This window comes from Liquorilactobacillus sucicola DSM 21376 = JCM 15457 (assembly GCF_000612445.1).
GTDB lineage: Bacteria > Bacillota > Bacilli > Lactobacillales > Lactobacillaceae > Liquorilactobacillus > Liquorilactobacillus sucicola.
Genome location: NZ_BALC01000004.1, coordinates 1 through 25,362 on the forward strand (window position 1 = coordinate 1; position 25,362 = coordinate 25,362).

A 25,362-nucleotide genomic window follows, 5' to 3' on the forward strand; every position below is an offset into this window, starting at 1 on the left:
CATAAGCGAAATCGTTTGAGCGAAGCTGGTAGTTTGCTCAAACGATTTTTTTGTGTCATAAGGCTTTTTGATACGAAATAATTTTTGGCTTCGTTATAATGAAAATGGAGCTGGAGGTCATTTCATATAAAAAGTTAAGAAAGGATAAATGGTTATGAAATCACGTAGAGAATTAAAAGATGAAGTCAAAGAGACTTTCAAAGGTAATTGGGGGCAGGCTGTCAAACTAACCTTAATTCCAGTTGTTTTAAAAATCGTGTTTAGTTTGATTATGGTTACTGTGGTAGCAGGTGTATTGTTTTTTATCACCCAGTATAGTGGTGGTGGAGCATCTGATGTTTCAAATCTAAGCGATTCAGGATCTGCAGGTGGCAATAGTTTTAGCAGCCCGATTGCGGGGTTATTAATGACTATGATACTGGTTGGAATTAACTTCACATTCTTAGATTGGTTGAGAACCAAAAAAGCTGATTTTAAAGTTTTAAAGGGCGCATTCAGTGTCTTTTCAAAAAAACATTTTATCTCAGTATTAGTACTTTATATATTGATTAATGTTTTCACTGTTTTATGGTCATTGCTTTTTATCATTCCAGGAATCATTAAAAGCTTTTCGTATTCACAGACATATTTGATTTATAAAGATCTATCGGAACAAAATACTGAGGACACTAATTATCTCGATTATATTACTGAAAGTCGTAAATTAATGGATGGGCATAAATTTAACTTTTTTGTACTTAAATTAAGTTTTATTGGATGGGACATATTAGCTCTTATAACCCTCGGAATTGGTTATATTTGGTTGACCCCGTATAAAACGGCAACTTATGTTGCTTTTTATAAAAACTTGGTGGAAGAGCAAAAGCCAGACTTTTATTCAAAAAACAATACTGATGGAGATAAAGCGGTTGTTGTCGAATACTAATTATAAATAAAACATACTAAGATTAGCTTTGTAAAACCAGTTGGTTTTGCAGAGCTTTTTTTGAATTCCTTAGAGTATGTGGAACTAAAGATCTTACACAGTTCTTTTGGACATCGAGCCATAATTATAAATCGATTACCGCCATTATTCCCAGTAATTCAGCTTTAAGTACGTGGCCTTCTGTGTTTAGAGAATTAGAAAAACCATGGGAATGTAATCGTTTAGCTCATGTTGAGGTTAATCAATTGACCTTACACACATCAAAAGCATATTAACAAATGTGGTAATGCATACGTTCGTTGAATCTTGTTTTTATCATGCGAAACATGATTCATCAACAGATTGCAGTGCCTAAACACATTGTTGGCTGCTGTTATTGTCTAAAAAAGACCTCATCCCAAGCAAGATGAGGTCGCAGTGGAGAACAGCATGAATAAAGACAACTAATGTCTTTTGAACGTGGTGAAAGCTAACTAGGTGTATGAAACTTATACCACAGACTTTAGTTCCAATAAGGCCTATGTCTTGTTGTTTAATTTTAACAGTCTTTCGTTGCAGAAGTGGAAATATTGTTTTTTAGCATAAATGATAAACACAGAGAGATTGCAAGAAAAACGGCAACAACGATGTAAGGAAAGTGATGGTTCAAATCAAGCAAAGCACCAGAGATGATAGGTCCGATAACATTGCCCACACTGGTCAAAGACATATTGATGCCGTTTATAAGGCCTTGATTATGAGGGCTTATCTTCGTTAGAGAAGTTGTAATTGCAGGTCTAATCAAATCAAATGAAGAAAAAATTATGAGTGTGGCAATGATCACCTCTAATTTAGAATGAGCTAAGATAATCCATATGGTTCCTAAGAGGCTGAAAAAGAAACAGTATCGAATCAAAGTATTTTCTTGCAGCCAGTTAACTAATCGTTCAAAAAAAACAACTTGAAGAATTAGTGAAATAATCCCATTTAAAGTTAATACAAGCGCTAAATTGTTAATACTAAAACCAAAAACTTCATTGACATAGATGCTGTAGATACTTTCGAAACCTTGAAGTCCAAATGATGAAACAAGGATCAGCACAAAAAGGGTAATAACCGTTCCTGTAAAAACAGTATTCATTTTACTAAGTGTACTTTTTCTATCTTCAGATATTATAGGTGAGCTTGGTGTATTATGAACTAATTCATCTTCATTTGGTAAAAATAAAAGAACAGCGAGTGCACTTAAAAAGCCGAGCGTCCCCGCAAACCAAAAAGGAGCTTTGTAATCAATATTTGCTAAAATCCCACCGAAACCTGGGCCTAAAATCAGGGCTCCACTAAATGCAGCAGAGATCCAGCCTATCACCTTGGCACGTTGACGTTCAGTAGTGATATCAGCGGCCATTGCCATTGTTGGAGGAATAGACATAGCTGCCGAAAGACCGCCGATGATACGTGAGATATTTAACAGGGCTAGATTATTGCTCCAGGCAAAGAGAAATTCAGAGAACATATATAAGAGTAATCCAAGTGCTAAAATCGGTTTACGACCTAGTCGATCAGATAGACGCCCAACCAGCGGTGAAGCAATAAACTGTGCAAGTGCAAAAAGTGATGTCATAATTCCCATATCAGTAGCAGAAAAATGGAGTTCGTTTTTTAAAAATGGCATAACCGGAATTACTAATCCGATACCTAAGCAGATTAGAAACTCACTGAAAACTAAAATTAGAATTGCACGTTTGGTCCTAGCAGTCATCATTTTTACATCCTTTAATATTAATTAGAAACACATAACAGTCAGTGTAGCTGATATTAACATCATTTGTCCATTTTTTAGAACTATGCATGTAAAATTGAACTTTATTATTTGATGCCCAACTTGAAGAGCAAAATTCAGCATAAATCAAACATTTCATAATTGGCATAATTGAGAGCCTCCTAGTATATCTTAAATAGTTTAAATTTAAAATATTCTAGAAGGCTCCCTCTGATATATACTAAGACTTATTATCCTATTTAATTAGTTTTTTTAAGATTCCACCATGTTCCATTGTAATTCAGAGTACTGTTACTTTCCAGAATAATATTATCCTGCTTTCTCTGTGGGAATAAGCGTAAGGTGAGAACGTTAAGACCATCGTTAACAAAAATTTCGCAAACTGAATTGTCGAAGAAAATATCGAGATTTAACGTTTTATTAGCATCTAATACTAGAGAACGTTTTGTACCGTACTTTTCAGCGAATAAAGTGCCAGCTTTTTGCCGTTTAACGTTAAGAAAAGCATTTTTTCCAGTTGAAAATTCAAGTTCAAGGCTGTGTGCTAGATCTTCAGTAGCAGCCAGATGAAGCTTCCCATTTTGTTGTGGCGGTAGCGTAAGTTTAAGTTCATAGTGTTGCGAAGCTTGTTTCACCAAAAAAGTTTTTTTGCCTTTTTCATTATTAGAGGATAGGTGTTTGCCTTCAGTACGAAGACTTGCCATGGCAGGAACAGGTCGTTGATGCAGCTTCCCGTTTTTTATGTGCAGCTCTTTTACCTGGCTTAAGCAATGTGCCCAGTTTTCTCCATCAGTTGGGTATGAAATGTCAGGTAAACCTACCCAACTTACAGCATAGGCTTTGCCATCGGGGGCATTGAATGCTTGTGTCGCGTAAACATCAAAGCCGTCGTCCAAATTATGTGGTGTAGTATTCAAGGCAGTGAATGTGCCTTTGTTTAAATCAATAGTGTCCCCGAGTATGAAAACATTTGGATATATGTTTTCATAAGAAGTTACCTCTTTGTTTAGCCCTTGGGGACAAAAAATCAAAATGGGTTTGTTTTCAACAAATACAAGGCTAGGGCACTCTATCATGTAGCCCATATCAGCAGTAGTAAATTTCAGATATCCCAAGTCCTTCCATTCCTTAAGATCGCTTGAACTGAAAAGAGCTATTTGACCTTTGAGAGTGTCCTTATCCTGTGCTCCAAGCAGTGCATAATAAGTGCCGTTAAGCTCTAACAACTGTGGATCACGAAAATGATCAGTTGTATGTGCGGGTTGCCCGAATAGAGGCTGTGATAGTTTTGTCAAATGATTGTCTTTATCCAACCACGCACCATTTTGATAAGGGTGACGTTGCCAGTTGTTATCGCGGACATTACCAGTATACATGATAAAAAGTTTGTCATTAATAACGCGAGCAGAGCCAGAGTATGCACCGTGGCTGTCATACTTTGAGTCTGGTTTTAGCGTGATTCCTTTTTTGTCCCAATGTATAAGGTCATCTGAAACAAGATGAAACCACGATTTGAGTCCGTGAACAGCTCCAAAAGGAAAAGATTGATAAAAAAGATGCCACTGTCCGTTGAAAAAGGAAAAACCGTTCGGGTCATTCAGCAATCCTGATGTTGGACCAATATGATAGTAAAAACGGTAGTCTGAAGCAGCTGTCTGTTGTTGTAAATTTAAAATTTTATCCGCTGACCAAGCTGAGTAAGGCAGATATCTTTTAGCACGTGTCCATTCCATAAAACGGACCTCCTTTTAATTGAAAACGTTAACTTATTAAACTGATTTTACCCTAGCCAACTAATTATGTCAATCGAACGTCATTACAAAAACGCTGATATTATAGCATTTTAATAAGACTAAAATATGGTTTATTTTTTATGTGATAAACGTTTATCAAAAGATGAATATCTTTTAATCATGTACAATAGAATCATTGAATAATAACTATTGGAGAAACCTTTTTAGTGAAAGATTTGCTGGTGTTGTAATTATACTTGTTAGATAATAAAGCAATAGCTTATAATGAGTCAAACTAGTCAAGGAGTGGTTAATTATTATGGTTTCAACAGCAACCAATATTGCACAAAAAAAATTTGATAATTGTATTATGAACGCTTCAGGAGTCTGGTGTTCTGATGAAAATGAATTGACAGAGCTTGACAGGTCAGAAGCGAGTTCTTTTGTGACCAAAAGCGGTACTCTGCAACCACGAAAAGGTAATCCGCAGCCACGTTACTTTCCAACATCTTTGGGGAGTATCAACTCGATGGGATTACCCAACCAAGGTCTTGATTATTATTTAGAAGTTGTTAATCGTTTGCAACAGCGAAAACCGCATAAAAATTACTTTGTTTCATGTACAGGTTTTAATGTTCAAGAGGATATTTCATTACTGAAAAAAGTAGCAGTTTCTGGCTTTACGGGAGTCGTAGAACTGAATTTATCTTGTCCGAATGTTCCAGGGAAACCGCAGACTGGGTATGATTTTGAAACAGTTGATAATATTTTAAAAACAGTTTTTAAGAGTTACAAGGGCCCCTTAGGAGTAAAATTGCCACCATATTTTGATATTGTTCATTTTAATCAAATGGCGCAAATCTTGAATAAATATCCTTTGGCGTATGTCAATAGTGTCAATAGTATTGGAAATGGCTTATATATTGATGATACCCAAGAACAGGTAGTTATCAAACCTAAAAATGGTTTTGGCGGTATTGGCGGTGATTATATAAAACCTACAGCTTTAGCGAATGTCCATGCTTTTTATCAGCGGTTGAATCCAGATATTCAAATAATTGGAACTGGTGGAATTAAAAATGGTCGTGATATTTTCGAGCACATTTTATGTGGCGCAAGTATGGTTCAGGTAGGTACAGCTTTAATGAAAGAAGGCCCAGATATTTTTGCACGTTTGACACGCGAGCTGAAAGCAATTATGCGTGACAAAGGGTACGAAAAAATAGCTGACTTTAAAGGGAAACTACAATACATTGAGTAATGCGCATTGTTTGCGGTATACAATCTGCTTAGCAAATGTGTCAGCGTACTCTGGAGACAGAAGAGATTAGTTGTTCACTATAGAAATAAATTCTTGCAATCATTTATGCAATGAAAATTAAAAAAAGGTTGACGAAAAGTTAAGGTTCAATTATACTATTAGCATCACATTAAATTCTGGTAGGAGGTTATTTTTTATGAACAAAGCACATTTGAATTCAACTGAAAATAGAATAGCCGTTATCCGCCAGAATTTAGCCCTACTACTAAAGACAAAGGACCCGATATCAATTAGTTAGACAGTATATGCTGTGTAGCTCAATTGATTGATCGAGCCCTTATTTCTGTTTTTAGTAATGGGGCTTGATTACTAGGGTATTCAAACCTCATTCACTGATGAATGAGGTTTTTTGTTTGCTTAGAAGGAGGTAAAATTTTTGCTTTTCGGCGTTTCAGCAATTATTCAGCACAATTACAAATAATATAGAAGAAGGTAGGATCAGATATGAGAAAAAGTGTAGTTAAAAAATTAATAGGTTTAGGGACAGTAATGATGGCGGCTGGAATATTAGCAGGATGCAGTACTGCTAAATCCGAGAGTAAGGGAAATCCAGTTGGCAAGACAATTAAAATTGGTGTGAATATGGAACTTTCAGGAGCTGCAGCCGGTTATGGAAATTCACAAAAGCAAGGTATCCAGTTAGCTGTGGATCAAATAAACAAAGCTGGTGGAATTAATGTTGATGGTAAGAAAAAGAAAATAACGTTGATCATCAAGGATAATAAAACCTCTACAAGTACATCAGCTTCTGTTGCCGCGCAGTTAGTTAATAAAGATAAGGTCAACGCAATTGTTGGACCTGCAACAACAAACGCAGGTACGGCCCAGATTCCAAACATTACTAAGGCAGCTGTTCCGAGTGTTAGTCCATCCGCGACGGATCCAAACTTTACATTGCAAAAAAGTGGTAAAGTACAACCTTATGTTTTCCGTGCTTGCTACCAAAATAATTTTCAAGGTTCAACTGCGGCCAAATTTGCATATACTGATTTAAAGACTAAGCGGGTTGCTGTCTTAGCAGATAATTCGAGTGATTATGGTACTGGATTAGCTAAGGCTTTCAAGAAGACCTATAAAGGAAAAGTAGCCGCTTCTCAATATTTTCAAGAGGGGGACAAAGACTTCAATGCAATTTTAACATCATTCAAGAACAAAAAAATTGACGCGATTTATGCACCTGGTTATTATTCAGAGCTCGGTTTGATTGTTAAACAGGCAAGACAAGCTGGAATCAATGTACCGATTATTGGAAGTGATGGAATGGCAGATCCAAAATTAGCTCAAATTGCGGGCGACAAAAACGCATCAAACGTCTATTACACCACACCGTTTTCAACACGAGTTGCTAGCCAGAACGGAACGGCTAAGAAGTTTATGAATGCTTTCAAAGAACGCTATAATGAAGAAGCTCCGACTTTTTCAGCCTTAGCATATGATTCAGTCAATATGATAAAAGACGCAATCGAAACTGAAAAATCTGCTGATTCGGCTAAAATAGCTGCCGGGTTGGCAAAAGTTAAAAACTTTGACGGTGTTACCGGCAAAATCACTATTGACAGTAAACATAATGCTAATAAACCGATAGTTGTTGAAACATTAACAAATGGGAAGGTCAGCGCAGCTACAGAAATAAAATAGTTTCTTGAATCTGTAGCAGTTGATTAAATTAGGAGGAAAGAGCGGTGCAAACATTTTTTCAACAATTAATTAATGGTTTATCGCTAGGAAGTATATATGCGTTGCTGGCATTGGGCTATACGATGGTTTACGGCATTATCAAATTGATAAATTTTGCCCATGGTGATATCTATATGTTGGGTGCATTTTGGGGATACTATGTGATAAACGTTTGGCATTTTAACTTCTTGCTGGCTTTATTATCTGCAATGGTGATATGCGGAATTTGCGGGGTAGTAATCGAGTACCTTGCATATCGGCCATTAAGGCACTCACCACGTATTACAGCATTAATTACTGCAATAGGTGTTTCATTCTTCCTCGAAAATGGGATGGCATATTTATTTGGTTCGAATGCACGTGATTTTCCACAAGTAGTTAAACAGGTCAACTATGATATTGGCGGTGTGAGGATCTCAAATATTCAACTTGAGATTTTGATTACATCATGTATCTTGATGCTGATTTTACAGCTGATTATTAAACGAACTAAGATGGGACGTGCGATGCGCGCTGTTTCAGTTGACAATGATGCAGCTGAATTAGTCGGTGTCAATCTTAATCGAACAATTTCTTTTACCTTTGCTCTAGGATCTGCAATGGCTGGTGCTGCCGGGGTCATGATCGGATTATATTATAATTCGATCGATCCATTAATGGGATTAACGCCGGGAATCAAGGCGTTTGTAGCAGCTGTTGTTGGCGGAATCGGTTCGGTTCCAGGAGCTCTTTAGGCGGTTTTCTGATTGGACTTCTAGAAACTTTGGTCCAGTCGGTCGGTTTATCTGCTTATAAAGATGCGGTCGTTTATGTGGTATTGATCGTTATTTTGTTGATACGTCCAATGGGGATCTTTGGCAAGAACGTTAAAGAAAAGGTTTAGGTGATCGTTTTGAAGGCGAATTTTAAATACAATGTTTGTTGGCTTATCATTATGATAGCTGGCTTCTACATCATGAACACACTGATAATGATAGGTGTGATTGATAGTTTTATTGAAAATATGTTTGTAACGATCTGGATCAACATTATTTTGGCAACCGGATTAAATTTGATAATTGGTTTTGCGGGCCAATTTTCTCTAGGTCATGCAGGTTTTATGGCAATTGGAGCATATGTGACTGCCATTGTAACTCAAAAAGCAGCCAGTCTAGGAGGCTTTTACGCTTCTTTTGTAATCGGCGTGATTGTGGCTGTGATAGCGGCTTTACTTGTTGGTATTCCAACATTGCGACTAAGAGGAGACTACTTAGCGATTGCAACAATGGGAGCCGCTGAAATTATACGAATTATTATTAATAATATGAAAATTACCAATGGTCCAGCAGGCATGTTTAACATTCCTCAATTTGCCACGTGGCCTATTGTCTATATTATGATGTGTGTCACAACAATTATTATTGTTAATTTTATTAATAGTCGTGGTGGCAGAGTGATCAAGTCTGTCCGCGAGGATGAGATCGCGGCAGAAGCAATGGGAATAAACACTACCAAATGGAAGTTAGCAGCATTTGTACTTGGTGCAGCAACTGCAGCTATTGCCGGATCACTACATGCGTCATATTTACAAACTATTGCACCTAATGATTTTGGAATAATGGAGTCGATTTCGATTTTGATTATTGTCGTACTTGGAGGAGTGGGCAGTGTTACGGGCACTTTCCTGGCTGCTGTCGTCTTAGGGGTTTTAGATACGGTCTTACAAGATTTTGGAACCCTGCGAATGGTAATTTATGCGGTGGCTTTAATTTTAATCATGGTTTTTAAGCCCTCCGGTTTACTGGGAACATGGGAACTTTCAATCAGACGCTTATTCAACCGCATCAAGAGAAGGAGCGTGTAGCATTGTGACGACTATACTTAAAGTTGAGCATTTAGAAAAAGTTTTCGGTGGATTGACGGCAGTGGCGGATGTCTCAATGCAATTAAAAAACGATGAACTAGTTGCATTGATTGGACCAAATGGCGCTGGTAAAACTACTTTATTCAATTTACTGACAGGTGTGATTCCTCCAACTGCAGGGATGATTTATTTTCGTGAAAAAGAAAAGTTAGTTTCAATAAATAACAAAAAAACATATCAAATTGCAGACTTGGGATTTGCACGGACCTTTCAAAATATTCGTTTGTTTAAAAATATGACAGTCTTGGATAATGTTTTAGTAGCGATGACTAATCAATACAAGGAAGGATTTATTAAATCAGTTTTGCGGTTTCCAAGTTTTTATCGGACGGAAGATGAGATTTTGAAGAAAGCACGTGATTTGTTAGCTATTTTTGATTTGGATAAAGACATGTATAAACTAGCGTCTAATCTTCCTTACGGAGTTCAGCGACGCCTAGAGATTGTGCGTGGATTAGCTATGAAACCAAAAATCTTGTTTTTAGATGAACCTGCAGCAGGCATGAATCCTGAAGAAACTGCAGATTTAACACGTTTAATACGGCAAATTCAGCAGCAATTCCATATCACTGTGCTTTTGATTGAACATGACATGTCTCTAGTAATGAATTTAGCGCAACGGATCTATGTTTTGGATCAGGGAAAATTATTGGCAAAAGGAACACCGAGCGAGATTCAACATGACAAGTCAGTTATTAAAGCATATTTGGGTGAGGAGGGGTGAGCCGAATGATCCTAGAAGTTAAAGATCTCGTTGTCGATTATGGCGTAATCAATGCTATTAAGGGTGTCAGTTTTAAAATCAACGAAGGTGAAATAGTTTCGTTGATAGGGGCTAATGGAGCTGGTAAAACAACTATTTTGAAGTCAATTTCCGGCCTCTTGAAACCAAGCAGCGGCTCAATAATATATATGGGTAAAAACATTGAACACCACAAAACACCTAATATCGTGGCAGCAGGAATCTCGCATGTTCCTGAAGGAAGACATATTTTTCCTGGCTTATCAGTTAAGGAAAACTTACAAATGGGGGCTTTTTTACAAAAGGACAGACAAAAAATTATGGAATCTCTTTCGGAAGTTTACGAACGTTTTCCTATCTTGAAAAAACGTGAAAATCAGGATGCTGCAACACTTTCAGGCGGTGAACAGCAGATGCTGGCGATTGGGCGTGCTTTAATGTCTAAACCAAAGTTACTGTTGCTAGATGAGCCTTCAATGGGCCTTGCTCCTATTTTCATTAATAAGATATTCGAAATTATTGAAACTATAAAGAAACAGGGAACAACCATTTTGTTAATTGAACAAAATGCAAATAAAGCCTTAACGATCTCGGATCGCGGTTATGTGCTGGCGACAGGCGAGGTAAAAATGTCCGGGACAGGACAAGAATTGTTAGCAGATCCTGCTGTTCAAAAAACATATTTGGGAGGCTAATGAAATATACTAAGGTTAGGGAGTGTGACATAAGTCGGGAAAATTTGAGTAATAACTCGAAATTACGAACATAGCGAGTACTTTGCTATGAGTAAGAGTAATTCGAAGTTAGACTGAGAATTTTGGCTTATGGAACACGTTTATACGGAATAAAAATAAGAGCTGTGCCAAATTTAACTTTTGGCACAGCTCTTATTTTGAATTGAATTATAGTAGAATAAGACCGCACATACTCTTTTGGACTTCAAATCCGTAATCATAAAACCGCTCCCTGCTATTATTTCCAGTAGCAGAGTTTTAAGTGATGATCTTCGAAACCGTGTTTAGAAAATTAGAATAAGCCTAGTATAATTCTACTAAATAATTTAGGAGATGTTTATTTGAAAAAGCATCTGTGCCATTTTATTATCAAAGTCAGTGTACTTATGACTTTACTTTTCCCCATATGGTAACTGCATTTGTATATTTTACTATTCGTAATATGATTCGCTAACAAGCGCCGCACTTAATCATATTTGTTGACCAATTCTAGGAAAGGGGACAAAAGAAGTAAAGGGCTAACTTGTGCTCACGCTCTTAGCTCTGTGGTGTACGTACTAACTAAAATTATTTAATTGGTATTTTTTTGTCTAAACACAAAACGCGCACAGTCAATTTGACTATGCGCGTTTTGCTTACTATTAGAGATTTATAGTTTTATTGGAAATACTCTGCTTGTAGAGACGAATAAATTAAAGTTAGTTAACGTGAACAGCGAATGATGGTTGGTAGTAAGTAAAGCTCTTAACGCTAACATTTTCGCCTGGTTCAGGAGCAGCTGCGTAGCTTGAACCACCCAAATAGATACCTGAATGGTAGGCAGTACCTCTTCCACCCCAGAATAACAAGTCTCCAACCTGTGCGTTGGCAACACTCGTTGCTGTTCCAATGGCAGATTGTGCTTGGGAAGTTCTAGGAATTGAAATTCCTGCTTTACCATAAACGTACTGTGTGAAACCAGAGCAATCAAAACCACTCAATGATGTGCCACCTGTTACATAAGGGATTCCCATACTTGCAACTTGGTAAGCAACTGATGTAATTGAACCGGATGACACTGCTGGTTGTTGAGCTGCAACTGGTTTAGCTTGTGGAGCAGCGTTATTGTTATTATTTGTTGTAGAAACAGCTGCTGATTGTGTATTTTGTGATTGTGTTTGAACCGAACTGCTGGCTGCAGGTTGTGCCTGAACCGTAGAGCTAGAACTCTGAGCAGGAGTACTTGTCGTGTTACTGTTTTGAGCAACAGAAGTAGCACTACTTTGAGTTGTAGCGGTAGCACTTGTTTGTTGCGCAGAGCTTTGGGCAACAGAGGCAGTACTACTTTGAGTTGTAGCAGCAGGACTTGTTTGTTGTGCAGAGCTTTGAGCAGCAGAAGCAGTGCTACTCTGAGTTGCAGCAGAGCTCGTCTGTTGTGTAGAATTTTGCGTAGCAGCGGCTGGGTTCTTTGTAGGATCATTGACTGTCAAAGTTTGCCCAATTGATAATGTCGAACCAAGTTTGTTAGCTGCCCTTAAGGAATCTACAGAAACACCATAAGCTTGAGCAACAGTATACAGTGAATCACCAGCTTTGACCGTGTATGTAACGTGGTTAGCAGAAACAGTCACTTGTGGTGTCGTTTCCTGTTGTGCAGTTGTAGTAGAAGCAGCTGCAGCAGGAGCTTTCGTTTGTGTATTTTGAGTTGCAGTAGTGTTACTTTCAGTTGCCTGAGGTGCTTCACTAACCTTAGGAGCACCCGCGACCTTTAACTCTTGACCAGGCAAGATCAAAGTTTCGCTTGAAGATAAGCCATTTAGCGAGCGTAATTGATCAACACTGATATTGTAGTTGTTAGCGATCTTCCAGAGTGAATCACCATTTGTTACTTTTACGGAAGATGTTGCACTTATTTTCGTTGTATCCTTTGAACTAACATTGTTTGCACTGGCACCTTTTTCAGGAATTGTCAGCGACTGATTAACCAAAATCAAATGACTGTTTCCATCAATATGGTTTAAAGTTTCAATAGATTTGATTGAAACTCCGTATTTTTGGGAAAGTGCCCAGACTGTATCATGTTGGTTAACTTTAACGTTTGTTGTTGATGCACTAGCATTCGTTGTAGAAGCAAGGAATAAACCCGCAGCCCCAACGGTGCCTGCCAATAATGTTTTTGTTGTACGTTTCAAATTTAAGTCACTCCTACTTTTTTCTCTTGATATTTATTTTCAACTGATACTTAGATTGTAGACCAATAATGTTGCAGGAGAGTACAATTTATATTACAAATAATTTATAGAATGTAACAAACACGGGAACACACTGGTATTAAAGGATTTTTAAATATATAAAAATGCTGTTTTTTTAAAAAAAATTTAGTAGTGCGAAATAAACGCTGATATAGCAACATTTTATTGCAGATGAAGCCTATACTTAACAAAGGAAAATCTTAAAAATGTTACAAATAGATTACTTTTTTTTAAAGAAATACGAAATGAACACAAATTTTGATGTAATGCACCGTTGCGGAAATAAAAACCACTGTAGTTATAGCTAACTTTTAGGTATATGTTACAAAAAAATTAAAAATAGCGAGCTTGTTGATAACGCTATCTTTGGGAAAATAGTTTTTTGATAACACACACAAAAACGGTAAGTCTCCTAATTGCCGCCATTTTTCGCTTTTATTAATTTGCTAGATTATAGTCTTGACATAAGCAATGCAATACGCTACATTCGTAACATTGAGTAAAATGAGGTTTAGTGTATATTTTGCGGATTTAGCGGTTGCTTAACTGCTAAAAAGTCATCCTCATTTTTGGCTTCAACGTGTAAAAAAAATTAAAGAAAGAAGTGGGTAGCGTGGCACAAATTTATAACTTTTCGGCCGGACCAGCAGTATTACCAGCCCCTGTTATTCGCCAAGTGCAAAGTGAACTGGTTTCATATAAAAATAGCGGTATGAGCATAATGGAGATCAGTCACCGCTCCTCACTCTACACGGATATGGAAGCAGAAGCAGAAGAAAACTTAAGAAAATTAATGCGTATTCCGAATGATTACGATGTGCTTTTTTTGCAGGGTGGGGGGACACTGCAATTTGCGATGGTTCCTCTTAACTTGGCTCAAAAGAACAAACAAACTGGTTTTGTTGATTCAGGGCATTGGGCACAACGTGCAATAGAGGAAGCTCGGCTTGTGCCGGGAGTGAAAGCCGACATTATCGCATCGTCTGCAGCAGTAAATTATACTGCTCTGCCAGATGTACCAGAATTGAGACAACAGTACGACTACGTACACCTTACGTTAAACAATACAATTGAAGGAACGATGTACCGAGACCTGCCTAATGTTCTCCATGGACAGACACTTGTGGGTGATATGTCTTCAAACATTATGGCACAGCGCTATAATGTTGAAGATTTTGGCTTGATCTATGCTGGAGCACAAAAAAATATTGGTCCTGCTGGAATGACGCTCATAATCGTGAAGCATGATTTGGTAGAGGGTGGAACCGAACTGCCTGCAATGTTGAGCTATGCTAAACAGGCAGCAAAGCACTCGGCCTTAAACACACCTCCGGTATTCGCAATCTATGTAGCTGGATTGGTCTTTAAGTGGTTGTTGGAACAAGGTGGTGTTGAGGAAATGCAGAAACGCAACGAGAAAAAGTCTGCCTATTTGTACGATTTTTTGGACTCTTCAAGCTTGTTTAGTTCACCAGTGAAAAAATCCTCACGTTCAGTAACTAATATACCTTTTGTGACAGGTAATGCTGAATTAGATCAACATTTCGTAGCTGCGGCACAAGAAAATGGGTTAGTGAATTTGAAGGGGCACCGTTCAGTGGGTGGAATGCGTGCTAGTTTATACAATGCATTTCCTTATGAAGGGGTTCAAAAACTAGTAGAGTTTATGGAAAGATTTGAACAAAGTGTTGGAGGAAACAAATAATGAAATACGATATTAAAACCTATAATGTCATTGCTCAGGAAGGGTTGGATGCTTTTCCTGAAGAGAAGTATACGATCAATCAGAGCGACAAACCGCAAGCATTGCTTATAAGAAGTCAGGATATGCACAAAACTAAATTTGGCACCAGCGTGCTTGCGATTGCACGTGCAGGTGTAGGGGTCAATAATATCCCGTTGCTTGAGGCAAGTGCAAATGGAACAGTTGTTTTTAACACACCAGGTTCTAATGCGAATGCAGTTAAAGAATTAGTTGTTGCGATGCTTATTTTGGCTACAAGGCCGGTTGTGGCTTCTGCAGCTTGGGCTAAAAAAATTGCTGGAGCAGATGTCAGTACCCAAACGGAAAAGGGAAAAAATCATTTTGCAGGAACGGAACTTCTCGGAAAAACGATTGGTGTGATCGGACTAGGTGCTGTTGGTTCAAGAGTTGCTCGAGCTGCGGCGGATTTAGGAATGCATGTTATAGGATATGATCCTTATATTAGCGTTGAACATGCGTGGAAGTTATCAAATGATATTCCACGTGCAGAGAAGCTGTCAGAATTATTGCAAAAGAGTGATTATGTTACTATTCATATCCCTTATACAGACGAAAACAAAGATTTAATTAATACTGAAGAATTGAACCAGATGAAAGAAAATGCCGTTTTGCTGAATTACTCTCGTTGGGGAATTGTCAATGAAAAGGCTGTAGTTGCTGCCTTGGCTCAAGGTAAGCTGCGACGCTACTCAACTGATTTCAGTTCGAATGAGATCATCAATAATGAAAAGATCGTTATCACACCCCATATTGGCGGTACGACTCTTGAAGCAGAGGTAAATGGTGCCAAGATGGCAGCACAGACATTACGCAAGTATTTAGAAACAGGCAATATTATCAATTCAGTCAATTTCCCGGCTGTCGAGATGCCCTTTGAAGCCCCGTTACGTTTGACTCTGATTCATCAGAACGTGCCCAATATGGTAGGACGAATCACAACGATACTTGCAAATGATTCCTTGAATATTGACAATATGATTAACCGAAGTCGCGGAAAGATTGCTTATACAATGATTGATATGTCGGAGATTTCCGATGAACAATTGGCAAAATTGCGCAAGGAGTTACTGAATATCCCAGAAGTTATCCGTGTGCGAGCACTTAAGAAATAAGAGCTAGTCGTGAAAAAAGCGTGACAAATTCTAGTAATATGCTATACTGTGTTTCCTTGGCAGGGGCACATTAACAAAAGAGGAGCAACGGCAGTAGTTTTTTGCCGTTGCTCCTCTTTCTTAGCTTTTACTGAACATAGCACTCGTAGACCTTAGACCGAAAAGTTTAACTTATGGAAGGCACTTCTAAAAATAAGAGCTAGGTTAAAATTTAATTTTTGACCCAGTTTACTTTTTGGAAGAGTACAGAAGACGCATAAATTATGGCCTCGATAACAGTAATGAAGAAACTGACAGGCCAGTCTGTAAGGTAAGCAAGATACAATCCTACCCAGATTCCAAACAACGAGAAAATGGTTGTTAAAAAGATCATTTTCTTCAATGAATGAACAAAATATTTTGCTGCTGAAGCAGGGATAGTCAGCAAAACGAAGATCAACAATGAACCAATAATTTGAGCAGTGATGCTGATTGTCAAAGCAAGTAATGCAAGAAAGATAATCGAAATCACCGTGTTGAAACGCTGGTTATACTGCGAACCAATAGCATCAAATGAATTATAAGCCAATTGACGAAAGAAGATTGCAATGATGAGCAAGATAAAGATGCTCAAACAAATAAGCGAGTACAGGTTGTTAATATTAATGCCAACGATGCTTCCAAAAAGAATGTTGGTGGCGTAATTTGCCTGTTTGTTTGAAAGAGAAAGAAAAAGGATACCTAAACCGATAAAGACTCCTGAAAAGACGCTGATAGAAGCTTCCCGTCGGCTTAGCCTTTCTCCAGATAGACCTATGAAAAAAGCGCTGGCGAGCGTGAAAATAATCATTCCGTATAAGGGACTGATTCCAATAAAAATACCAAACGTTGCACCGGAAAAACCGATTTCAGATAAGGTATGTGTAAAAAAAGATGTTTGGCGTGCAACAACGAACGTTCCCATTAGACCGCAGATCAAAGAAATGAAAATTCCTGCGATAAAAGCATAACGCATAAAATCAAATTGTAGCATGAGAGAATCTATCCTTTCTCAGCAGCTGTCCTTTTTGGTTAGCGAGTATCAAGTCATAATCAGCATAGCGTGCGATTAGTTCAGGATCATGAGTGATGAAAAGAACAGTGATTTCTCTTGTTTGTAGTAGTTTTTCGATCAAATCCATCAAATTGTATTTGGAATCTTTGTCTAAACTGGCGGTTGATTCATCTAAGATCAGAAGTTTTGGTTCGGCACAAAGAGCTTGTGCTAAAAATGCCCGCTGTTTTTCACCACCAGATGCAGCTCCCAAAGGACGATTTTGGATGGCACTCAAAGATGTTTCATCTAAAATACGCCGCAAAAGCAGCCGTTCCTTAGCTGTATGCCAAGGAAGGACTGCTTTCTTTAGCCCGAGACCGACAAAGTCGCGGATGTTTAGTGGAAACTCATCATCGATGTTACGCAGTTGTGGTACATATTGTGTTTCCTTAGAAGTGACACTTAGGTTAACGTTTTGACTAGGGTGCTTAAATGTATTGAGAAGGTACTTGACTAGTGTCGTTTTCCCAACACCATTTTCGCCAGTAATACAAGTCAGCTTATTGGCGGGAATTTGAAAAGTTAAGTCTTTAAAAAGTTGTTTTCCTTGAACACTTAAGTTCAGACCGTGAACATCAATAATTGGGTTCATACTTATTATCGCTCGCTTTTTTGAATGTCTAAAACCTGTTGATATTGTGATTTCATCCATTGATGGTAGTTCTTGTCTTTTGGTAGGGTTTCTGTGACCTTAACAACCGGCACATTATGTTCCTTGCATAGTTTAACCAAGTTAGCAACCACTTTGTCAGTTGCCTGAGTGTTTTCAACAAAGAAAGCAATTTTGCGGTTCTTGATGTCATCTTGCATTGACTTGATATCGCTTGGAGAAGGGTCAGTTCCCTTTTCTACCGACTCAGAAAAATGTTGATTATTGACTTTGTAGCCCATATCGGCTAATGCATAATCAAAAACAGGTTCACTAACATCGACAGGTTTATTATCACTATTTTCTTTGATTTCAGAAATCATTGAATGGAGATCTTTTAAACTTTCGGCGTACTTCTTAGCATTAGCCTTGAACTGCTTTTTGTGTTTAGGATCTTTTTTACCATATTCAGTTGCAAGATAGTTAGCAACTTTGGGCATTGTTTCACTATTGTACCATAAATGTTCATTGTCCCCGTCTTTTTTATTCATGATATCCTCACCAACGGCTATTTTTTTGCCACCAGAAAGTTTTTTTGCCCATGCATCATAACCGATCCCATTGTATAGCAGAATATCGCTCTTTGAAACGGTCTTAGCTGTTTTGGTAGTAGGTTCATAGTCATGAGGATCAACATTAGGGTTATTTATGATAGAGGTCACTGTACCGTGTTTTCCCAGAACATTTTTAGCAACTTCGCCGTAAAAATCAGTTGTGGCAACAACATTAATCTTCTTATCATCAGTGGTAGAAGCTTTTTTAGCGGAGCTACACCCTGCTAAAACGGCTCCAAGTGCAAATATACTTATCATGCTATGTAGAAGAAATCTCTTTTTTTTCATCCTATAATACTCCCTTTGTATTTGCTCCAAGGCAAAAAAATAATAGTAATAATTACAATTTAGAATATTAAGTGATTAAAGCACTGCTGTCAAGGAATGTTTGAATACAAAGAGTACTAATTACTATTTGATAAAGAAGTAGTGTTACATAGGCGTAAGGCTGCAAAGAATGCATTACGATTTAATTTTTTTACTATTTTTCAGCGTTCCACTCTCTCTTAAAGCTGTCCAAGAAAGACAGCATTACTTGTTGGCGGCTTTCTGCAATTCTTTTGGCTGTTTCGGTATTCAGCATATCTTTTATTTTTAATAGTTTTTCGTAAAAATGATTGATGATCGTTTCTTGACTCAAATCTCGATATTCTTTTTTTGTCATTGTTTGACGTGGTAGGATTGCAGGGTCGTAAATCTTCTCGGCATGAGCACCTCCATAATAGATTGCACGAGTGATTCCAATTGCTCCTATTGCATCCAAACGATCAGCATCTTGAACTATCTTTCCTTCAAGTGAAAGTTCAAGCCTGTCTGATTCTAGACTTTTACTGAAAGAGAGGTTTTGTGTAATAAGAATTATTTTTGTGATCTGTGCGGTAGTTAAAGAATTTTTTTGCAGAAATGTGCGCATTTCTTCTTCAAGCGCTGCCGGATCATCGCTTAATTTGTCATCTGCCACATCATGTAAGTACGCTGCGCTAAGTGTAACTAAATTGTCGGCATTTTCATATTTAAGAAGTTGTTCGGACATATTAACGACGCGCTGTATATGATCGAAGCCATGACCTGTTTTATCCAAATGCATTTTTTTGTAAGAAAAGGAACGTATATTTTTTAATTGTGTATCAAGTCTCATGGTGACATCTCCTTTGATTCAGAATACCATATAAGCAAGAGCTGCTTAAAGGCCAAAAACAAGAACGTGTAATTGGAGAGACTGGATTGAAAAAATTTTAACCTAACTTCGCTATTTGTTTCGCATAAACATGGCCCATAAGTCAAAATTTCCCCTCTAACTCGAATTACTTATAGCAAAGTACTTGTTTTGTGCGTAATTTCGCTTTGGTATTCAAGTCTTACCGACTTTGTACTGCCTTAAAAAAGTTGGATATGCGGGTCAAATTTTGCAAGACACTTTATTTATGTTACACATACATTAATGCATTTTATTTCGTTGACAAAATAATTTATGCTAAAATCTCTCTAAAGGAAGTGAAGTGGATAGAAAAGTAGACAAATACATTTTAATAAAAATAGCACATGCTCCTAAAGTATGTTATTTAATACTTTTCCAAGCTTAACTCCTTGGTGAACTACTTATTTTTTGTAGAACGAAAGGAAAGGAGGTGGCCGCTGTCACTTATTTAAGGAGAGCGGCACAGCTGATGAAGGTATTGATTGTGTTAGAAAATGTGGTAATGGATGGAGTGAAGAGAGCCGCTACAGTAGTCGGTAATGATCTGAACAAGTATGTTGATGTTACCTATTACTCATTGGAGAATGTCGAGCCGTATTATACTTTAGATGCTCCTCTTGTTACAGCTAAACGTACTGTTTCAGCTGATATCCTGAATTTTTTTGGATCTGATCCTTATGGAGCATATGCTGATCAAATAACGGATTTGTGTGATTTTATTGAAAGAAACGCATTTGAGGCTGTTATTTTACCTGCAGGATTGTTGACCAGTTTTTCCCCCTTCATAAAAGAAACGACGCCGAAGGTAAATGTGATTGCTTGGATGCACAATAATTTTAAAACCTATATGGAACAATACTATACTTCAATGCAGACAGAATTTAAACGGGGGTTAAGAGCTGCAGACACAGTAGTCGTTTTAACAGATGCTGACTATGCAAAGTACAGTGAGTTTAATCCCAACACTGTGAAAATATACAATCCGCTAACACTTGAAGCACCCCAAAAGGCAAATTTGAGAAAGCGGGTGATTGCATTCACGGGCAGAATAGCCATCCAGCATAAAGGAATTGACTTACTGCTGGATGCTGCAAGATTCTTGCATAAGGATTGGAAAATTGCGATTGCTGGGAGTGGAACTCCCGCAGATATGAAGATTTTTCACGAGTTGATTGCGAAGTATGGAGTAGAGGACAAAATAATTTATCGGGGTGCTCTAAAAGATAAGGAATTGCGGCACCATTATGAAGATGCCTCGATTTTTGTTTCAACCTCACGCTGGGAAGGAATGCCATTAGTTATGGGTGAAGCTATGGGCTTCGGACTTCCAGTAGTTGCGATGAAAAATACTGGTTCAGATGAATATTTGCGTGATAATCGCTATGGTATTATTACGAAGCCACAGGATGTGCCTGATTTTGTCCGTGTATTGGATAAAATGACACGGAGTTTGTTCCTCCGACGTTATTATTCGGAACGTGCGCTAGAACGAATTCAGCATTTTATGCCTGCAACGATCACTAAACAATGGCTCTCAGTGATTGCTACCCCCAAAAATGAATTAGTGTAAATGGCTGAAGAGATAACTTTTAAAGGAAAGATAAATGACAAATATATTAAAAAAATAGGCTAGCCGTGCGTTATATGCGGCTGGCCTATTCTACTTTTTGAATTAAATTAAAAATAACAGTTTAGGTATATGATAGAAGTTAGACTAAGAAAGATATATTGCAAATACATATTGATTGTTTTTTGGCATATTAACTGCTAAATTACAGCTATTAGTGCGTCTGCTCGAACTTAGCGGGCACGAAAATGTAAACTCGGGAGGAAGTAAAATGAAACAGCAGGTTGAAGAATATTTAAAAAAAGTTTATCAGATTATACAAAAACGCGATCCAAGACAACAGGAATTCACTGAAGCAGTAACGGACCTATTAAAAACGATCGGACCGGCTTTGGAAAAGCATCCAGAATATATCAATGCCAGTCTGCTTGAACGTCTGATTGAGCCCGAGAGAATAATCCAATTCAGAGTTCCATGGATCGACGATAAGGGTAATTATCAAGTTAATCGCGGTTTCCGTGTTCAATTCAACTCAGCAATCGGGCCGTACAAGGGCGGTTTGCGCTTTCATCCGTCGGTCAATTTGAGCATTGTTAAATTTTTGGGCTTTGAACAGATTTTTAAAAACGCCTTAACTGGCCTGCCGATTGGCGGCGGTAAAGGCGGTTCTGATTTTGATCCGAAAGGAAAATCAGATAACGAGGTAATGCGTTTTTGCCAGAGCTTTATGACAGAATTAAGCAAGTATATTGGCCCTACTAGAGATGTTCCTGCAGGAGATATTGGAGTCGGAAGTCGAGAGCTGGGTTATTTATATGGGCAATACAAACGCTTGCGGGAAGCTGAACGTGGGGCCCTAACAGGAAAAGGTCTGGGTTATGGTGGATCACTCGTGAGACCCGAAGCGACAGGCTTTGGGCTTGCATACTACACACAGGAAATTCTGCAAACTTTAAAAACGAGCTTCAAGGGCAAAAAGGTGGTGCTTTCAGGAGCAGGGAATGTTGCAATTTATACTATTCAAAAGGTGTCAGAACTGGGAGGAAAAGTAATCACTTGTTCAGACTCGTCTGGATATATCGTAGATCAAAATGGAATTGATTACAAAATGGTCCAACAGATAAAGGAGATTGAACGTGGTCGGATCGCGGAATATGCTGATAGGGTACAAAACGCAGTTTATTATCCGGGATCAATATGGGATGCACAGCTTACCTATGAGATAGCTTTACTATGTGCAACTCAAAATGAAATTGATGAAAGAAAGGCACAATTGCTTGCAAATAATGGAGCTAAAATAATTGCTGAGGGAGCAAATATGCCTAGCTCGGCTGCTGCGATTGATATTTATCGTAAGCAGGGGATTATCTATGGGCCAGGAAAAGCTGCGAATGCTGGTGGTGTCGCCGTTTCAGCACTCGAGATGAGTCAAAATAGTACTCAACTAAGATGGAGTTTTGAAGAAGTTGATAAACAGCTACAAAAAATAATGCACAATATCTATCAAGAGAGTGTTACGACGGCTGCTGAATACGGTATTCCTGATGATTTGTTGAGTGGAACGAATATTGCTGGATTTATTAAAGTTGCAGATGCGATGATGGCACAAGGAGTAGTATGAAGAGCCAATAAAATTATTGAGTGCCTATTTAGAGTCAAAAATTAAAAAAGCAGCAGAATTAAGAGGGTGGTGAAATTTTGAGCCCTTTGCTGGATAAACGAAAATAATTGGTTTAAACTGACTAATTAGCTTGAAGTTTCGATAGGGGGAGTAGTTAATGAGTAAAAATAGTTTCGACATTAAAAATGCTTTGATTGTCGGTGGAATAGCTGGAATCGTTTCGGGATTTGTTAAATTAGGCTGGGAGAATTTATTACCGCCACGCACACCGGAAAGAGAGAAGACTAATCCGCCGCAAAGGTTCATGCAGCAGTTGGGAATACCTAAAAAAATCACACACTCGACTTATACTTATTCAGGGCACCAAATGCCATGGGCGAGCTTCATTATCCATTTTGGTTTCTCGGCAACTTTTGGAATGGCATACAGTGTGACATCCCACTACTTACCGGTACTTAAAGCAGGACAAGGAACTTTTTTTGGGATTGGTGTCTGGGCTGCAACTCATCTAGGAATGATGCCAGCTATGAAAACTGTTCCGAATGTTAAAGAACAGCCACTTGAGGAGCACGTTTCAGAGTTGTTAGGTCATATGGCTTGGATGTGGGTTAACCATATTGTTATAGATGAACTTTCAAATGGATCAGAAGAAAAAAATAGAAAATAAAATAAGTAGGGATGCACTTATGGATAAAAAAATGCAGACTAAATGGTCAGAACGTATCAGTTATGGGTTGAGCGATGCTGCTGACAATCTTGTTTTTCAGGTTATGACTACCTATCTGCTTTTTTTCTATACCGATGTTTATGGTTTGGAACCTGGGGCGGTAGCAATTTTATTTGTTGTTGCTCGAATTGCAGATACGCTTGAGAGTCTATTGATAGGAGTCATGATCGATAAAACCCATTCTCGCTTTGGAAAGAGTCGACCCTTTTTTCTATGGTACGCTTTTCCATATGTCATTTTTGCAATTCTGACTTTTGTTACACCTGATTTCTCAGCAAATGGGAAACTAATTTGGGCTTATATTACCTACTTAGGTCTAGGTTTTTTCTATACGGCCGTTAATGTTCCGATTACCTCAGTTTTACCAACAATGACACAAAATGGGTGAGAACTAACTTTGCTAGGTGTTATTCGACAGTTTTGTGGGAGTTCGGTTCAAATCGTAGTTGCAGTTTTTACTTTGCCACTAGTTGCATTTTTCGGACAGGGTGACCAGAAGAGAGGTTTTCTCTTAACAATTATTGCTTTTGGAGTGATTTCTCTGATATTGATACTGAATACCTTTTTTCAAATTCGGGAAAGATTTACAATCAAGGAAATAAGGCATCAGCCTATCAAAAAGGTTATGCAAATGCTTTGGCACAATAAACAATGGCTGACGATTTCAGTAGTAATTTTCCTATATTGGCTTGTCACCGCTATTAAAAATCAGACAACGGTCTATTATTTTAAATATACTTTGCATAATGAAGGACTGGTTCCATGGGCGAATAGCTTTACACTGGCTGCATTGATTGGTGTCTTGCTGATCATGCATCTTACATCTTCAAGGTCCAAGAAAAAGACGATGGCTATAGGAATTATCGTTGCTTTCATTGGTCAGTGTATCTTAAGCCTTGGGGTGTATGGTGGTACACTGCCAATTTTATTTAGCGGCATTTTGCTAAACTCAATTGGTCACGGAATTGTCGTTGGCTTGGTTTCGATCATGATTGCCGATACGATTCGGTATGGGATGACAATGGGAATTCAGGCTGAAGGCATATTAGCTTCAACGGATGATTTGGGTGTTAATTTAGGTCTGGGACTTGGTGGCCTTGTAACGGCAGGATTATTCCATGTTGCGGGCTATCTCCCTAATCACGCGCAGAATGACGCCACACTCCATATGATAAACATTAATTATGTTTGGCTTCCCTTAGTTATTTATCTTCTAATGCTTCTTGTGCTGTACTTTTACGATGAAGAAAGAATGCAGATTGCTATAAAAAATAAAAATGTGACGGAGTGAGTTTTATTTTATAGGTTGCTTTTTTTAATTATTTTAACTATTATAAAAAGGATAGCAGTTTTGAAGAGGAATAATAGATTTAGCAGACAAGGCGGAGGAATTAATGAGTATTGATGCAAGCCAATCAGTTGGAGGACCGACTGAGCTGAAAAAAGCAGCAGATAGTAAGCTGGTGCATGGCAACCAAACAGACGGACAGGCATTCAGACAAATTTTAGCAAATCAGAACATTGATAGTTCAACAAGTAGTAATGCAAAACGTCAAAATATTACAATCAAGTGGGGCGACACTGTTTCGGAGCTGGCTGAAAAGTATAATACAAGTACCGCAGCTATAACCGCTGCCAATAATTTACAAAATCCAGATTTTATTTTGGCTGGCAATAGGCTGGTAATACCTGGAAGTTCAAAACAGACAACGGTAGCAGCTGCTACAACGAAAACTGCAACTCCCAGTTCAGCTATTGTTAATGCAAAGTATGAAAGCAGTGATAGTAGGGAAAGTTCAGCTGAAGCACAGGCTCGCGCTTACATTGTCGAACATGAATCGGGTGGCAACTACAACGCACGTAATGGAAAGTATATTGGAAAGTATCAATTGGATTCAAGTTACTTGAAGGGGGATTACTCTCCAGCAAACCAGGAGCGGGTTGCTAATCATTATGTTGCACAACGCTACGGAACATGGGTCAATGCAATGCAGCATTGGAAAAGCAATAATTGGTATTAAAAAACTTATCCAGAGCCTGTTAAGCACGAGAAACGAAAAATCAGC

At 38.1% G+C, this 25,362-nt stretch carries 19 protein-coding genes and 2 pseudogenes; 14 read left to right on the top strand and 7 right to left on the bottom strand.

What is annotated here, in order from left to right; genetic code table 11:
- Window positions 1–154 precede the first annotated feature (154 nt).
- Window positions 155–925 (top strand): DUF975 family protein, encoded by a 771-nt coding sequence (locus tag JCM15457_RS07215; protein WP_034989209.1) that lies wholly within the window; start codon window positions 155–157, stop codon window positions 923–925.
- 538 nt (window positions 926–1,463) lie between these two features.
- On the opposite strand, the gene JCM15457_RS07220 is transcribed toward JCM15457_RS07215, so the two are convergent.
- Window positions 1,464–2,666 carry an MFS transporter gene (locus tag JCM15457_RS07220; RefSeq protein ID WP_034988858.1) on the bottom strand — a complete coding sequence of 401 codons (1,203 nt, stop codon included), beginning with the start codon at window positions 2,664–2,666 and terminating at the stop codon, window positions 1,464–1,466.
- 260 nt (window positions 2,667–2,926) lie between these two features.
- A complete protein-coding gene (locus JCM15457_RS07230; RefSeq protein ID WP_034988865.1) occupies window positions 2,927–4,420 on the bottom strand; it encodes a sucrose-6-phosphate hydrolase in 1,494 nt (497 codons plus the stop codon).
- A gap of 319 nt (window positions 4,421–4,739) precedes the next feature.
- On the opposite strand from JCM15457_RS07230, the gene JCM15457_RS07235 reads away from it, so the two are divergent.
- The 6 genes and pseudogenes from JCM15457_RS07235 to JCM15457_RS07260 all read left to right on the top strand — a co-directional run bounded on the left by JCM15457_RS07235 (window position 4,740) and on the right by JCM15457_RS07260 (window position 10,758).
- Complete coding sequence (locus JCM15457_RS07235) at window positions 4,740–5,681, top strand: dihydroorotate oxidase (protein WP_034988867.1); 942 nt, start codon at window positions 4,740–4,742, stop codon at window positions 5,679–5,681.
- A 504-nt stretch (window positions 5,682–6,185) separates the two neighbouring features.
- A complete protein-coding gene (locus JCM15457_RS07240; protein ID WP_034988869.1) occupies window positions 6,186–7,379 on the top strand; it encodes an ABC transporter substrate-binding protein in 1,194 nt (397 codons plus the stop codon).
- Window positions 7,380–7,423: 44 nt separating this feature from the next.
- Window positions 7,424–8,301, top strand: a pseudogene (locus JCM15457_RS07245) (branched-chain amino acid ABC transporter permease).
- A 51-nt stretch (window positions 8,302–8,352) separates the two neighbouring features.
- Entirely contained in the window at window positions 8,353–9,261 is a 909-nt protein-coding gene (locus JCM15457_RS07250; RefSeq protein WP_187325797.1) for a branched-chain amino acid ABC transporter permease, read from the top strand.
- A gap of 4 nt (window positions 9,262–9,265) precedes the next feature.
- Window positions 9,266–10,045 (top strand): ABC transporter ATP-binding protein, encoded by a 780-nt coding sequence (locus JCM15457_RS07255; protein ID WP_034988870.1) that lies wholly within the window; start codon window positions 9,266–9,268, stop codon window positions 10,043–10,045.
- 8 nt (window positions 10,046–10,053) lie between these two features.
- Window positions 10,054–10,758, top strand: a complete 705-nt coding sequence (locus JCM15457_RS07260) for an ABC transporter ATP-binding protein (protein WP_187325798.1) — start codon at window positions 10,054–10,056, stop codon at window positions 10,756–10,758.
- Between the two features lie 737 nt (window positions 10,759–11,495).
- Here JCM15457_RS07260 and JCM15457_RS07265 read toward each other — a convergent pair.
- Window positions 11,496–12,968 (bottom strand): C40 family peptidase, encoded by a 1,473-nt coding sequence (locus JCM15457_RS07265; RefSeq protein WP_034988874.1) that lies wholly within the window; start codon window positions 12,966–12,968, stop codon window positions 11,496–11,498.
- Window positions 12,969–13,641: 673 nt separating this feature from the next.
- Here JCM15457_RS07265 and serC point away from each other — a divergent pair.
- Window positions 13,642–14,733, top strand: coding sequence for a 3-phosphoserine/phosphohydroxythreonine transaminase (serC, locus tag JCM15457_RS07270; protein ID WP_034988875.1), 1,092 nt, complete (start codon window positions 13,642–13,644; stop codon window positions 14,731–14,733).
- Complete coding sequence (locus JCM15457_RS07275; RefSeq protein ID WP_034988877.1) at window positions 14,733–15,905, top strand: phosphoglycerate dehydrogenase; 1,173 nt, start codon at window positions 14,733–14,735, stop codon at window positions 15,903–15,905. The genes serC and JCM15457_RS07275 overlap by 1 nt, the downstream gene beginning before the upstream one ends.
- A 211-nt stretch (window positions 15,906–16,116) precedes the next feature.
- On the opposite strand, the gene JCM15457_RS07280 is transcribed toward JCM15457_RS07275, so the two are convergent.
- The 4 genes from JCM15457_RS07280 to JCM15457_RS07295 form a co-directional block, all read right to left on the bottom strand.
- On the bottom strand, window positions 16,117–16,917 hold the full coding sequence (locus tag JCM15457_RS07280; protein WP_034988878.1) for a metal ABC transporter permease: 801 nt from the start codon (window positions 16,915–16,917) through the stop codon (window positions 16,117–16,119).
- Complete coding sequence (locus JCM15457_RS07285) at window positions 16,904–17,572, bottom strand: metal ABC transporter ATP-binding protein (protein ID WP_034988881.1); 669 nt, start codon at window positions 17,570–17,572, stop codon at window positions 16,904–16,906. Before JCM15457_RS07285 ends, JCM15457_RS07280 begins: the two co-directional genes overlap by 14 nt.
- Before the next feature lie 5 nt (window positions 17,573–17,577).
- Window positions 17,578–18,471, bottom strand: coding sequence for a metal ABC transporter solute-binding protein (locus tag JCM15457_RS07290; RefSeq protein WP_034988883.1), 894 nt, complete (start codon window positions 18,469–18,471; stop codon window positions 17,578–17,580).
- Window positions 18,472–18,664: 193 nt separating this feature from the next.
- Entirely contained in the window at window positions 18,665–19,321 is a 657-nt protein-coding gene (locus JCM15457_RS07295) for an HD domain-containing protein (RefSeq protein WP_034988885.1), read from the bottom strand.
- A gap of 529 nt (window positions 19,322–19,850) precedes the next feature.
- Here JCM15457_RS07295 and JCM15457_RS07300 point away from each other — a divergent pair.
- From JCM15457_RS07300 to JCM15457_RS07320, 5 genes and pseudogenes are all read left to right on the top strand, one after another.
- Entirely contained in the window at window positions 19,851–20,951 is a 1,101-nt protein-coding gene (locus tag JCM15457_RS07300; RefSeq protein ID WP_034988888.1) for a glycosyltransferase, read from the top strand.
- Between the two features lie 268 nt (window positions 20,952–21,219).
- On the top strand, window positions 21,220–22,569 hold the full coding sequence (gene gdhA / locus JCM15457_RS07305; RefSeq protein WP_034988890.1) for an NADP-specific glutamate dehydrogenase: 1,350 nt from the start codon (window positions 21,220–21,222) through the stop codon (window positions 22,567–22,569).
- A 157-nt stretch (window positions 22,570–22,726) separates the two neighbouring features.
- Window positions 22,727–23,236: a DUF1440 domain-containing protein gene (locus JCM15457_RS07310; RefSeq protein WP_034988891.1), complete on the top strand. Its 510-nt coding sequence runs from the start codon at window positions 22,727–22,729 to the stop codon at window positions 23,234–23,236.
- A gap of 19 nt (window positions 23,237–23,255) precedes the next feature.
- Window positions 23,256–24,587: pseudogene (locus JCM15457_RS07315) on the top strand (MFS transporter).
- A gap of 103 nt (window positions 24,588–24,690) precedes the next feature.
- Entirely contained in the window at window positions 24,691–25,317 is a 627-nt protein-coding gene (locus JCM15457_RS07320) for a LysM peptidoglycan-binding domain-containing protein (protein ID WP_051993335.1), read from the top strand.
- Window positions 25,318–25,362 lie beyond the last annotated feature (45 nt).